This is a genomic window from Vibrio sp. C8 (assembly GCF_054051265.1).
Window position 1 is genome coordinate 1 of record NZ_JBPAOE010000010.1, and the last position, 12,615, is coordinate 12,615.

Here is a 12,615-nt window from a genome sequence, read left to right on the forward strand (position 1 = left end):
TTTGGTTCAATTGGCTAGTGTGATTAGGGTGGTTAATTTGGGTTTGGTGGTGTTTGCAGCCACTTAGCTTAGCGTTAAATTTCAAAGATACTTCCGAGTATCCAGTAATTCAAAACAGCTGTTTTACTTATAGTCATTTGGTTTAGTATGATCATTTTGTTTTAAACGAATGAGGTTGATAATGGATAATAAAAAGCAATCTGCTAGGTCTTTAGGGGTACAATCTCTTTACAAGTACAGGGCATTCGACCCTGACAATACTAAATACATAGAACCAATTTTCAAAAATAGCGAAATTTACTTTCCTTTTCCCAGTGAGTTAAATGATCCTTTCGAGTGTCAATTCCAACTTTCCGTTGGGGACTTGAACGATTTAGAGTATAAAGCTCGTCATCGACACTGGGCATACGAAGTTCAAAAGAATCTAAGCCCTAAGGTTACGGCGGAAGAATATTTTAAATACTACAATACAATATCACTTGATGGACATTTAGCTCGTACGAAAGCTATTAGAGATGAGACTTATAAAATTATCGATTCAAAATGGGGAATTTACAGTTTATCCAGTAAACCTCTGAGTGTGTTGATGTGGGCTCATTACGCTAATAACCATCGAGGTTTCTGTTTAGAGTTTTCTACAAATAATGACTATTTTGGAAGGGCATGGGAAGTGGATTATGTATCACAAATCAAGTATTTAGATATTTTAGATGGTATTGATGAGTCCTCAGCTTTTAATGCACTTCTTACTAAAACTGACGATTGGAGCTACGAAAGTGAATATAGGCTATTGTCCAATGCAAAAGGAGAGGTTGTAGGTTTACCAGCTCAAAGTAGTCATAAAGTATCAAATTTCCCTGTTAAGGCTCTTAAAAGCATAATTTTTGGCGCCCGTATGTCTGCCGACGACATTGATACCGTTTGCGGTTGGTTAAGGGACGATCACAAACATATTAAACTAAAACAAGTATTCCTAATTGGGGATGGTCGATTGGCAATAAAAGAAATTTAACAAACAGTTCAAGAGGGATTCAGCACGCATGGCATTTTTACTATGCGTTGACTTCGGTGTTGAAGTGCAATGCAGACGCTTAGTTATAGCGTGCTTCACCCCTTAACTGGGCGTTATGTCGCTATTTGTCTCAAGCTACTACGAGGTCATATGAGTAAAAATCAGGGGATTATAGAGTTTCTTGCGATGTCAGGCATTTTACCACTAGCTATATTCCTAATAATTATTTTGGGTGGTATAGGTTTCTTATTGCTAGCTGTGTTCTCTATGTCAAAAGATAAGTCTGCAAGTTGTGCTCAGCAAGATGGTAGTGAGTGCAAGAGGCTTGATACTTACTATGATCCTAGTTTGCCCGAACGATCGTGCCCTAATTGCTCAGGGAATATTAGCAAGGGTAAAGTCGTGTGCAGTACGTGTGGCGAATTAGATAGTAATGTGATCTCAACATAACAAACGGCTCAAGAGGGATTCCCAACGCGTGGTATTATTACTATGCGTTGGTTTTAGTGGTTAAGGTTGTATGCATATGCTTACTTATTGAGTGCATAACACCTTAACAAGGTTTTATGTTACTTGAAGAAGGATTGTACTATGTTACATACAGGAAGTTGTCATTGTGGAGCAGTATCGTTTGAATTTGATGCTCCAGCAATAACTAAAGGGTTACGTTGTAATTGCTCTATTTGCATTCGAAAAGGAGCAACTATGACAGGTTTTGCGATCTCTTCAGAACAAATACGTATTAAGGCAAAAGATGGAGCATTATCAACATATACATTTGGTAGCGGAGTAGCTAAACATCACTTTTGCAACAAATGTGGCATCTATACGTTTCATCAAACACTTCGCCAACCAGGTTACTACCGTATAAATATCGGTTGCATTGATGGTGTTGATGCTTCATCAATACCGTTTGAGGTGTTTAATGGGGCAGCGATTAAGTCGTAATATAACAAGTCCCTTAGCTTAACGTTATGTGTAAGAGATGTTCCCACTAAAATGGAGTGTAATGCCATGCGATTTATATATGTTATGGATCCTATGTGTGCTTGGTGTTTTGCTTTTCAACCTGAGTTGGAACAGTTCTTGGAACAGCATCCTACGGCAGAGGTTGACTGGATAATGGGTGGCCTAGCTCCTGATAATGATGAGCCTATGGATGGTAATCTGAAGCAAACAATTTCTTCTTATTGGTATCAAATCGAGAAGGTATCTTACGTAACTTTTAATCATAGTTACTGGGAGCTGAATATACCTTATCGTTCTACATATCAAGCTTGTAGGGCAGTAATATCCGCTGAGAACATGGTAGAAAGTAGCTCTGAGAAAATGGTAAAAGCTATCCAATCAGCTTATTACTTTGAAGCTAAAAACCCGTCGTTGAATCAAACATTGATTGACTGCGCTAAGTCGCTCAATTTGAGTGAAAGCCAGTTCGCACTCAAATTGAAATCGAAAGAAATAGAACAACAGTTTCAGGAGCATTTACATATAGCAGGTCGTTTGCAAGTAAGTGGGTTCCCATCTCTTTTCTATGTTTCTGAAAGTAACCAGGCTTATCCTTTAGCACTTGGATATTGCAAGTCAGAGGAGCTTTCTAAGCGGTTTACCCAAGTAAATATATAACAAACGCTTTAAGACGTATTCGCTACGTTTTAAACGGAATTATAAAGAGCTTAAGCACAGCACTTTTTGTACTTTTTGCCGCTTCCGCAAATACATGGTTCATTGCGGTTTGGTGTTTTGTCAAAGGTAACCGTTTTAGGTTTATTCAATAGCGTATCTAATTCAACCGTGTTCTCCGGTTGCTCCGAGTCCACGACAATATGAGCCACAATAGAGTGCTCAGACAGCAATGTTTCGATCTCTGCTTTACGAGCTAGTGTTGGGACGACTACATTGATTGGAGACTCCTCAGTACCTGCTTTTACATCACGCTTTACGTTGTAGCCTGAAATAACGTGGTTTTGTCTAGCATCGATTCGACCTTTGAAAAATAGTTTGGACATTTGCAACTCACTGATAGGTTGGTGTGGCTTAATTGGGTCGGGATTATACGGAACTATTAAATTTGATAAAGAAGTTCCTACCATATGTATTGGATTACGCTATCATGCGCAATTGCCCAAATTGTAGTGATTCATGATTATACCAACAAAAAATCCTTCTTCTTCAGATGTATCTTGCTCAAATTGCAAAGCATGTTGCTGTCGTCTCGAAGTTATGATTATTTCAGATACTGGCGTGCCAGAAGAATTTATCCAACGTGACCAGTATGGGGGGGAGACAATGATGCGACTAGAAGACGGTTGGTGTTCTGCTTTGGACAGAGATACCTTAATGTGTTCAATTTATGAAAATCGTCCTTGGATATGTCGAGAATTCGAAATGGGCTCTAACGAATGCTTGGATGAGCGGGTTAAATTCCTATAAAACAGTAATTTAATTAAACAAGTTTGTTGCTGGGTTGTTTCCTCGTTACTGAGGAGGTTTAAGAGAATGAACCGTGCAAACTATTTTAAGAAAGGAGTAGACTGCTCCCAACACTTAAAATTTTTAGATTACGGTTGAATGTTGTATTTACGACGTAAGTGGGTAGGGTATGTGGCTACGTAGTCCGATACTCTAAAAATCAAAACACTTTAAGTTGCTACGTTGTTTGTTAAGCCAAGTCGTGTCGATATACCAGTGACACAATACTACGCCTATGAAATGACAAATGACGATTTACTTGTTGGGTATGGTTTACCTCGGTAAGACGAATTAAGGAATATTCCTTACATATCGAAATTAGTGAAATAGTCTTCCTATAGAGTAACTAGATAGTTAGCTCGGTGCCTTAACGCACTGCTGTTATGGCTCGCGTCAAATGCGCGCTGAACTATCGCATAAAAGGAACAAATATGGTTGTGCTTAGACAAATGCAGCAAGAAGAGTTTCCGGCTTATTGTCAGTATTTTATCGATGATTATAGTCAGGAAATAGCAGCGAATTATGGCCATTCTATAGTTCTAGCAAAAGAGCTGGCTCAAAAGGAACTGCATCGTTGCTTTCCTGATGGTCTCAAAGGTAGTGAACATTCATTGTTATGCATTGATGCTGAGGTTGATGGACAGTTGAATCTTGTAGGTTATTTGTGGCATTCAATTAATGCTACAGAACAGTCTACCTTTATATATGACTTTTTTGTTTCCTCTGAATACCGTGGCTTGGGATATGGAACTGAAGCTATGTCAGTTTTGGAAAAACAGTTACAAGAAGTCGGAGTTAATCAAATAAAGCTAAGAGTGGCCTATCAAAATGATCGAGCCCTCCAACTGTATAAAGAAATCGGCTTTGTTATTACTGGCTTTAATATGGCAAAGAACATCGATACGTTGTAACTGCTACATCTTTTGAATCAGTTTGCTTATCATTTTTCCGCAGTTTTGGTTCGACAAACTGAGTAAGTTTTTACCCTTTAGTGTGTTTTTTAAAAGGAGTATTAAATGAGTTCTGTTGAGATTAAAAACGTCGTTTTCGACATCGGTAATGTTGTTGTTCGTTGGGCCCCTTTGGAGATTATCAGGCTCACGTTTGGAGACAACAACGCTGTTGAAGAGAAAGCGAAATCAATATTTCAGTCTGAAACTTGGTTTCGTTTGAATAAAGGTCAAATAACAGAAAATGATGCGAAAGCTCAATATAAGGAAGCTCTAGGGCTAACTGAGTTAGAGTGTGAGCGCCTGTTTTATTACGTGAAACAAACTCAAATACTCATCCATGGCTCTGTTGACCTAATTAAACGCTGTAAGTCTGCGGGCTTAAATGTTCTAGCGTTAACCGATAATGTTCACGAAATTGTCTCCCACTTAAAAAACACCTACACATTCTGGGATTTGTTCGATGGTGCAATAGTTTCTGCAGATGTGGGATTATTGAAGCCTCAGCCAGAAATCTACCAGACTCTGCTTTCTCAATATGAACTAAAAGCGTCGCAAACAGTGTTCATAGATGATATGCCATATAACGTGAAAGGAGCAGAATCAATTGGGATGGCTGCTATCCAGTTTGAAAATGTTTCCCAGTGTGATCAAGCTTTAAGGTCATTAGGTGTACAGATTTAATGGCATAACAACGTTTGCTATTAGCTTATGGTGGTTAATTTCCGTTTTGTTATTTTTAGGTTTTTTCTTGGCTGGGCACCTTCGTTACTTCTGTTGTACTTACACATTTAAGTACTGTTGATTTATACAGTTTCATAATCTACTGTTTGTAGCGTTAAGTCTTTAAACTGCGTCTTAAAAGAGGAGAAAATGATAATGATTAAAGGAAGCTGCTGCTGTGGAACCGTTCAGTTTGAGCTGAGTGAAAAACCAAGCATGATGGGCACTTGCCATTGTTCCCGCTGTCGTAAAGTTGGAGCCAGTACATTAGTTTTTGTAAATTCTAATTCTTTCAAAATCACTAATGGTAGGGATAAAATCGCGACCTACAAGGCTGTTGAACCATATAAATACAATAGATGTTTTTGTTCTGTTTGTGGGACGTCACTTGGTGAGGTGTTATCTGACGGTAAGTCATTTCCAGTTTCAGCAAATTGTTTCGATGGTGAACTGGATATCGAAAATCAGTTTCATGAATTTACGTCTGAAAAGCCCAAATGGTTAAAAATTGGCGATGATGCGAAACAGTTCTGTGAGCATCCAGAATTCTAGGCTCTTTAGTTCAAAAACTTTGCGCTATACAAGGATTCAACGCTTGGTGTTTAGCGTTGAATTAAATACATTTTGCATAAGCAGCGTCATGCCTGAACTTGACTAAAAATAAGGAATTTCATGTGTTTATCAATGAGGCATCTAAACAGACGGGAGCGACTCAAAGAGCAATAAGATTATATGAGTCTCTCGGGCTGTTGAGGGTTTCAAGATCAGGAAAGTATCGGGTTTATACTCAAGAAAATATCAATCTCATAAAGATAATTAAAGAGGCTCAAAGTCTTGGTATATCACTTGCCGAATTGGCTAAATTGAAAGGCAAGCAAGATGATTTTGACTGGAAATCGGTGAGTGATTTTCTGATTCAAAAACAACAAGTGGTAGAACAGAATGTAAAAGAGTTAGAGCTTCAAATTCAACGTATTAAAAGTTATCGAATTTCGATTGATAAGTGTGTTCAAGAGCTTGACTCTGACCTATAGGTAAGAGTTTAAACTGCATTTTTCTATCTATATCGAATGTGCAAGTTTATGAAAAAAGTATTGGTTATTAATGCCAACCCCAAGTCTACTAGCTTATGCAAATCGTTGGCAGAACGATATATCTCTGTTGCGAAAGAGCACCACACCGTTGAACAAATTAATATCGGTGATTTGAATTTTGAAATAAGTTTAGACGAGGGATATGACAGAGTTACTGCCTTGGAACCCGATCTATTGAAATTTCAGCAGAAGATCCAGTGGTCAGAACATGTTGTTATCATCAGCCCCGTATGGTGGGGAACGATCCCTGCAAAATTTAAAGGTGTAATTGATAGAACCTTTTTACCGGGTTTCTCATTCAAATATGTAGAAGGGAAATCATATCCGGAAAAGTTGCTGAAAGGACGTACTTCAGAACTCATTATTACACTCGATAGTCCACCTCTTTGGTACAGGTACGTAAAAGGGAATGCAATATATAAACAGCTAAAACACTCTATTTTGGACTTCTCTGGTATTAAAAATATATCTGCAACTTACTTTGGACCCGTTATCCATTCTAAGAGCGATCATAGGAAAGATTGGTTGAATAAAGTTGCCAAGTTAGCGCGCAATATAAGTTGAATGATGTACTAGCTTAGTTTCCTTTTAATCGGGAATGTTTAGCCAGCCATAAAGTGAATGAAATAGCGACAATAAACGTTTCTGTAAAACGAGGGTTCCTAATTTAGATTTTGGCTAATACCATGGTGTTTGTGAATAATCACCATTATGCAGAAATTTTACATTGTTCTTGAGTTGTGTGTGTTTGATTATCAGTATGGCACTAACAATAATTGGTTTGGCTAAGGAGTGTGCATGCTTAACAAGGAAAATACGGGTCTTATTATCGTAGATGTTCAGGGTAAACTGGCCAGATTAGTGTCCAACAGTGACGTGGTGATATCAAACTGCGCAAAATTAATTAAAGGATCTCAAGCTCTTCGTTTGCCGATCTTTTGGTTAGAACAAAACCCAGACAAGCTGGGTCAGACAGTTGAAGAGTTGCAAACTCTACTGAATGATCGCAACCCCATAACTAAATTTACTTTTGATGCCTGTCGAGAGCCCAATTTTGTAGAAGCTATTAAAACATCCGGTAAAACCTCGTGGTTGATTTGTGGGATTGAGGCGCACATATGTGTCTATCAAACGGCTATCCATCTCAAAAATATGGGGTTTGACGTTCATCTAGTCTCTGATTGTGTTTCTTCTCGTGACCAATCGAATAAAGATCTTGCTATACAAAAATTAGCTGGTTCAGGTGTCGATATTACTGGGTTAGAAATGTGTCTTTACGAGTTAGTTGAAGATTGCCGCGCACCAGAGTTTAGAGATATCCTTAGCTTAATTAAGTAGTTAGTGGCTTACTATCAATTGATTGTAAGTAACCTTAACCCCCGTGCTGAATTGGTGTTTGTAGTTGATACCTAGATTTTGGAGACTCCAATGAAAAAAATTTTGCTCATCATTAGCTCGTTAATTTTAGGTGGCTGTTTGGGAATGCCGCAAACAGTAAAGCCTGTTACTGACTTTGAACTTCAAAACTACCTTGGCAAATGGTATGAAATAGCACGTTTAGATCACTCGTTCGAAGAAGGATTAAGTCAAGTAACTGCTGAGTATTCTCTTCGTGATGATGGCGGAGTGTCTGTGCTAAACAGAGGCTATTCGGCAAGCGATGATGAATGGAAAGAAGCAGAAGGGAAAGCTTACTTTGTAAATAGCGAATCAGAAGGCTACCTCAAAGTTTCTTTCTTCGGCCCTTTTTACGGCTCTTATGTAGTCTTTGCTTTGGAGCGTGACAACTATAACTATGCATTTATTTCAGGTCCTAATACTGACTACCTTTGGCTATTGGCGAGAACGCCAACTGTAGAACCTGAAGTGATAACTCAATTTGTCCAAATGGCAAAAGAGCGTGGTTTTGATACAGATAAGCTAATTTTTGTTGAGCAGGAATAAAGCCTGTTTGACTGAAAAGCCCTGCCAAGAGCGTTCTCAATATGTCGATGAAATAGAGTTTAAAAATGATTAGAAAATGCAGTGGTAACGACCTAAATTCCGTCATTGAAATTTGGCTCTCTGCTTCGATTAAAGCTCATAGCTTTGTACCGGAAGATTTTTGGCGCTCGCAAATAGGCAATATGCGTGACATCTACATTCCAGCTTCGGAAACTTACGTTTATGAACTTGACTCTGAAGTTGTGGGTTTTTATGCATTGTATGAGAACAACCTAGCTGCAATCTTTGTCAAACCTGAACTGCAAGGTAAAGGTATTGGTAAGCAACTCATCAATCACGCTAAAACTTTACGTCAAACAATAGACCTCAATGCGTACAAAGAAAACCAAGCGAGCTATGACTTTTATCGATCGCAAGGTTTCAAAGTGGTGAGCGAACAAACCGATCCTCATACTGGGCATCAAGAATTCACCATGAGTTTTAATGTGTAAGCGGTAAATGACTTTAAGCTGTGAATGATCCACTCTCTTCAGAGCAAGATTTGATGTGTTATTAAACGGACTACAGCTGTAAAAAGGGTGGTAAACCTAACGCTAACGATTAGAATACGCGCTCAGAATAACTATCCGCCAGAAGACCACTATGATTCGTGACTACACCTTTGACTGCCTTGTAACTATGCCTCGCCATGAATTGGAAGAATTCAGCGTGAGAATGATCAGCAAAATGGTTCCTGAAGACGCAATGAATGAAATCTTTACGTTTGAACAAGAAGAAGTTGATAGTGAAGAACGCATGATGTCTGCGCGTTTAGATGCAATGCTGCGTATGACAGCCATTGCGCTAAGTGAAATTCAGCAAGCTTTTGATGATTCAGAAAATGCTAAACAGAACAGTGAAAGAATGACTCGCTTAGTTCTTTGGCACTTCTACGCGATATCGTTCAATCTGGAGCAAGCGATAACGCTTGAAACACATTGTGAACTGGTTGAACAGCTACTCGCTAAAGCGCCCGTCGATGCATTTGGTTGGGTCAATGCGCTTACAGAGCTGTTACACACTTATGCGGATATCAACGCAAAGCAAAATCCTCAAGATTAGATCAACGATCAACCATTGGAAAATAAGGAAATATCCGTGGAGCTATACGTATATCAGGTTGACTCATTAACTTCTGAAGTTTTCAAAGGAAATCCTGCTGGTGTGTGTATTACCGATACTTCGCTAGAAGAATCGACAATGTTCGCTATTGCGGCTGAAATGGCGGTCTCAGAGACCGCATTTTTGGCGACAGACACAATGCAGTTGCGCTGGTTTACTCCTGAGGTTGAAGTAAAGCTATGTGGTCACGGCACCCTAGCGGTTGCCCATGTTTTGCAAGAGCAGGGGCTGTATCAAGTTGGCGATTGTATTGAGTTTAACACTCTATCTGGTGTGTTAACTGCTGAGTTGGGAACTGAATATATTCATCTCTCTTTTCCTGCCCCTGAATTAGAGATGGACGTGGAAATTGACCAGCAACTCATTGAACGTTTAGGTATATCAACGTCGCAGATTGTTGATTACGGTAGCTTCGATTCTAAACAGTTGATCGTTGTTAATGACGAAGCAATCTTACATCAACTTAATCCCGATTTTAGTGGTTTGGTTAAACTCAAAGGCCGAGGTATTGTAGTTACCGCTAGATCTAAAGATGATTTGGATTTTGTGTCCCGATATTTTGCACCTTGGGTCGGTGTTAACGAAGATCCCGTCACTGGTTCGGCACACTGTGCATTGAGTGTCTATTGGTCAAAAGTTCTCAATAAAACAAAGCTGAAAGCTTACCAAGCATCACGCAGAGGTGGTTTTGTTGACGTAGAACAGATCGACGCCAAAACAGTAAAGCTTTCAGGAAAGGCGGTGACGGTATTACAAGGTCAGATGCGGGTTAGATAAAGCTCGTTTAGCGAACACCGCCGTCAACCATCTTGCAGTGATGAAAATGGGGATAAGAATGTCGTATTCCCAGATTTTCCATATCGAAAATAGCGTGTTCAATATCGTGCATTTTCCCGTCAAAAAGTAGTCCAACCACACTGCCACTGTGTGCAACATTTAACCCGTACAGGTCGTGTTTTTCTACAATGTCGAGTAGTTGTTCAAAGCGAGGTTTAGGCAAAATGATCTGACTTTCAATGGCGCTTGCGGTTGCTGCTCTGCCAAGTTGACTCGGGTTGCGCAATTTAATGGCATATGCCAGATCAGTGTTCGCCGTATCTAATCTCAATGAAGAACTCATCAATGAATGGCGGTGAACCACCTTGTGGTATGCCTCTGTATCTAGCTGTATAGGGCTTTCCAAGACCAACACATCAAGATTTGTCATCGAACCGTATTGAGCAGCCACAATCCCTTGGTTGTGATCAAATAAGGTTAGGGCCTTGAACATGGTACTATCGGTGGGTTCGAGTTGAGCGCAAAGGGAAGCAAGGTGTTCTGCTGTGTAGTCACACTGAAAGTAGCGATAGGTTGCAGCAACTGTGGCAGCGATATCGGCGGTGCTGCTTGCCATACCTTTTGCTACGGGAATCGTAGAGTGAAAGTCGATCTTTAATTGCTGAGATTCTGCGCTTGGTATATTGAGTTGCTTTAGGGTTAACTCCAGCGCTTTGCGCATCATCGATCTTTGATTACTTAGCGAAGCCAAACCTGAGCTGACTTCGACGGTACTGAACCAATCAATAGGGCAAGACACAAGCTTTTCACCGCCGGAAATCCATCCTTGAATTAGCTCTCCGCACGAAGCTGGGCAGCTCGCTTCAGCCATAATTAAACACCTTCTTAAGGGCTGACACTAATCGTTCATTGTCTGCTCTTGATTTAATTGCCACACGGTAAAAGCTCTTATCTAAACCAATGTAGTTAGCGCAGCTACGAATCAAAATGCTGTGTTTCATTAGCTGTGCTTGCAGCGTCGACTGACTATCTGAGTGTTTAAAAAAGATGTAATTCGCCGAAGGTTTATAGAGTTTGATTTGCTCAAACTGTTGCAATTCACCCAATAGATAACTTTGCTCTTTGGCAAGCCAGTCGTAGGTTGTTTGGTGATAGGTGATGAAATCAAATAGTACCTCTCCTGCCAATGCAGCAAGAGCATTTATTGTCCACGGTTCTCTTTGTTCTCGAATCTGTTGTAAAAGCTTTGCATCGGAAGAGAGCATGTATCCCAAACGTAAACCGGGCAAGGCATAAAACTTGGTCAGTGAGCGCAAAATGTAAAGATTGGAGTGACAGGGTAGATGTCTACAAAGACTCTTAGTCTCGGGCATAAAGTCGAGAAACGATTCATCGACAAAGAGCTTGATGCCCATGACGTCACAGCGATTTAAGATTTCAATCAGCAAATCCGGATTGGGTTGCAGCCCTGTCGGATTATTAGGTGTACACAAGAACAGGCAATCAAGATCCGGTGAAAGAGCGGTGAGAATACGTTTGGTAACGCGAAATTCTTCCTCTTCACGCAGCAAGTAATTTGTGATTTTGCAGCCAACGCGTGTGAGCGCACGGCGATATTCGCCAAAACTCGGCTCAACGAGCAGTGCTTTTTGGGGCTTTACATATTGCGCCCAAAGAAATATCAGCTCAGTTGCGCCATTGCCAGCAATCACATGGCTTTGTGAACACTGATGGTGACGAGCCAACTGGCGGTGCAGCAGGTGGTAATCAATATCGGGATATTGCTCTAAGCGCGATAAGTTTTCTACAAGTAGATGCTTTAATCCTCCGGGCATACCCAGAGGATTGATGTTTGCACTGAAATCAATGACATCGCTTGGAGCGAGACCAAATTGATTTGCCATTTGCAGGACATTACCGCCGTGTTGTCCACTTATCGCCATATTAGTTGCCTTAAAGCTATATCGAGTTGAATTTGTGTTAGCTCGTTAATTTAACGACATGGGCTTAAACAAAAGTGTTGCGTGTTTCTGTACAACGCCGCCAATCTCAATTAATGCTGGCGCAAATTAACATATTTGAAAATTCCGCAATAGCAATAAATTACCATTTGTATGTTTTCATCGACTCTGTAAGATGCTGTTTTAAATACTTGTTCAGGTTAGCCTCACAAGTTTTTATCTTGGAGATTACAGTTTTGTAAACATTCATTGTCATGGTTTGAAACAAGCCTATAGTGAGATTTAGCAACAAGATATGTAGTAGTTTTAGTTATCGAAACAAAACATTTCAATTTGGTTATGCCCTAGAACGGGTATATATCCCTCAAGGGATTACGGAAGTGAGGTGAGAATCCTCCGCAGCCCCCGCTGCTGTAATGCTGACGATTTGGTTATACCACTGTTTTATCGTTTAAAACGGGAAGGGACCAATAAGGTTGACGCTAAGCCAGAAGACGAATCAAGTTGAACTCAATCAATAA

General features: G+C 40.0%; 17 protein-coding genes, 1 pseudogene and 1 riboswitch. Of the genes and pseudogenes, 15 read left to right on the top strand and 3 right to left on the bottom strand.

Going from position 1 to position 12,615, the window contains the following annotated elements:
* Positions 1 to 181 precede the first annotated feature (181 nt).
* The 3 genes from ACRQQK_RS05620 (at position 182) to ACRQQK_RS05630 (ending at position 2,638) form a co-directional block, all read left to right on the top strand.
* Entirely contained in the window at positions 182 to 1,012 is an 831-nt protein-coding gene (locus tag ACRQQK_RS05620; protein WP_343352726.1) for a DUF2971 domain-containing protein, read from the top strand.
* A 591-nt stretch (positions 1,013 to 1,603) separates the two neighbouring features.
* On the top strand, positions 1,604 to 1,960 hold the full coding sequence (locus tag ACRQQK_RS05625; protein ID WP_457510380.1) for a GFA family protein: 357 nt from the start codon (positions 1,604 to 1,606) through the stop codon (positions 1,958 to 1,960).
* Between the two features lie 66 nt (positions 1,961 to 2,026).
* Entirely contained in the window at positions 2,027 to 2,638 is a 612-nt protein-coding gene (locus ACRQQK_RS05630; RefSeq protein ID WP_457510381.1) for a DsbA family protein, read from the top strand.
* Positions 2,639 to 2,688: 50 nt separating this feature from the next.
* Here the strand turns inward: ACRQQK_RS05630 and ACRQQK_RS05635 are convergent, their stop codons facing one another.
* Positions 2,689 to 3,021 (bottom strand): PBPRA1643 family SWIM/SEC-C metal-binding motif protein, encoded by a 333-nt coding sequence (locus ACRQQK_RS05635; protein WP_042482227.1) that lies wholly within the window; start codon positions 3,019 to 3,021, stop codon positions 2,689 to 2,691.
* A gap of 133 nt (positions 3,022 to 3,154) precedes the next feature.
* Between ACRQQK_RS05635 and ACRQQK_RS05640 the strand changes: the two genes are divergently transcribed.
* From ACRQQK_RS05640 to ACRQQK_RS05695, 12 genes and pseudogenes are all read left to right on the top strand, one after another.
* A complete protein-coding gene (locus ACRQQK_RS05640) occupies positions 3,155 to 3,445 on the top strand; it encodes a YkgJ family cysteine cluster protein (protein WP_457510382.1) in 291 nt (96 codons plus the stop codon).
* Positions 3,446 to 3,658: 213 nt separating this feature from the next.
* Positions 3,659 to 3,769, top strand: a pseudogene (locus ACRQQK_RS05645) (hypoxanthine phosphoribosyltransferase); the annotation flags it as partial.
* A 146-nt stretch (positions 3,770 to 3,915) separates the two neighbouring features.
* Positions 3,916 to 4,395, top strand: a complete 480-nt coding sequence (locus tag ACRQQK_RS05650; RefSeq protein ID WP_457510383.1) for a GNAT family N-acetyltransferase — start codon at positions 3,916 to 3,918, stop codon at positions 4,393 to 4,395.
* Between the two features lie 105 nt (positions 4,396 to 4,500).
* Entirely contained in the window at positions 4,501 to 5,118 is a 618-nt protein-coding gene (locus ACRQQK_RS05655) for an HAD family hydrolase (RefSeq protein WP_457510384.1), read from the top strand.
* Between the two features lie 195 nt (positions 5,119 to 5,313).
* Positions 5,314 to 5,709 carry a GFA family protein gene (locus ACRQQK_RS05660; protein ID WP_042482233.1) on the top strand — a complete coding sequence of 132 codons (396 nt, stop codon included), beginning with the start codon at positions 5,314 to 5,316 and terminating at the stop codon, positions 5,707 to 5,709.
* Between the two features lie 122 nt (positions 5,710 to 5,831).
* Positions 5,832 to 6,191: a MerR family transcriptional regulator gene (locus ACRQQK_RS05665; protein WP_457510385.1), complete on the top strand. Its 360-nt coding sequence runs from the start codon at positions 5,832 to 5,834 to the stop codon at positions 6,189 to 6,191.
* 48 nt (positions 6,192 to 6,239) lie between these two features.
* Positions 6,240 to 6,815, top strand: coding sequence for an NAD(P)H-dependent oxidoreductase (locus tag ACRQQK_RS05670; RefSeq protein WP_457510386.1), 576 nt, complete (start codon positions 6,240 to 6,242; stop codon positions 6,813 to 6,815).
* A gap of 234 nt (positions 6,816 to 7,049) precedes the next feature.
* Entirely contained in the window at positions 7,050 to 7,589 is a 540-nt protein-coding gene (locus ACRQQK_RS05675) for a hydrolase (protein ID WP_457510387.1), read from the top strand.
* 90 nt (positions 7,590 to 7,679) lie between these two features.
* Positions 7,680 to 8,195, top strand: a complete 516-nt coding sequence (locus ACRQQK_RS05680) for a lipocalin family protein (protein ID WP_457510388.1) — start codon at positions 7,680 to 7,682, stop codon at positions 8,193 to 8,195.
* A gap of 65 nt (positions 8,196 to 8,260) precedes the next feature.
* Positions 8,261 to 8,686: an N-acetyltransferase gene (locus ACRQQK_RS05685; protein ID WP_457510389.1), complete on the top strand. Its 426-nt coding sequence runs from the start codon at positions 8,261 to 8,263 to the stop codon at positions 8,684 to 8,686.
* 151 nt (positions 8,687 to 8,837) lie between these two features.
* On the top strand, positions 8,838 to 9,296 hold the full coding sequence (locus ACRQQK_RS05690) for an exoribonuclease R (protein WP_457510390.1): 459 nt from the start codon (positions 8,838 to 8,840) through the stop codon (positions 9,294 to 9,296).
* A 36-nt stretch (positions 9,297 to 9,332) separates the two neighbouring features.
* Positions 9,333 to 10,133, top strand: a complete 801-nt coding sequence (locus ACRQQK_RS05695) for a PhzF family phenazine biosynthesis protein (protein ID WP_457510391.1) — start codon at positions 9,333 to 9,335, stop codon at positions 10,131 to 10,133.
* A gap of 7 nt (positions 10,134 to 10,140) precedes the next feature.
* Here ACRQQK_RS05695 and ACRQQK_RS05700 read toward each other — a convergent pair whose 3' ends face one another.
* Together ACRQQK_RS05700 and cobD are read right to left on the bottom strand one after the other, a co-directional pair.
* Positions 10,141 to 11,004 carry a GHMP family kinase ATP-binding protein gene (locus ACRQQK_RS05700; RefSeq protein WP_457510392.1) on the bottom strand — a complete coding sequence of 288 codons (864 nt, stop codon included), beginning with the start codon at positions 11,002 to 11,004 and terminating at the stop codon, positions 10,141 to 10,143.
* The gene (cobD, locus tag ACRQQK_RS05705) at positions 10,997 to 12,076 is read right to left on the bottom strand and encodes a threonine-phosphate decarboxylase CobD (protein WP_457510393.1); all 1,080 of its coding nucleotides are present in this window, start codon (positions 12,074 to 12,076) and stop codon (positions 10,997 to 10,999) included. The genes ACRQQK_RS05700 and cobD overlap by 8 nt, the downstream gene beginning before the upstream one ends.
* Positions 12,077 to 12,411: 335 nt before the next feature.
* A riboswitch (cobalamin riboswitch) is annotated at positions 12,412 to 12,612 on the top strand.
* The last annotated feature ends 3 nt before the right edge of the window (positions 12,613 to 12,615 follow it).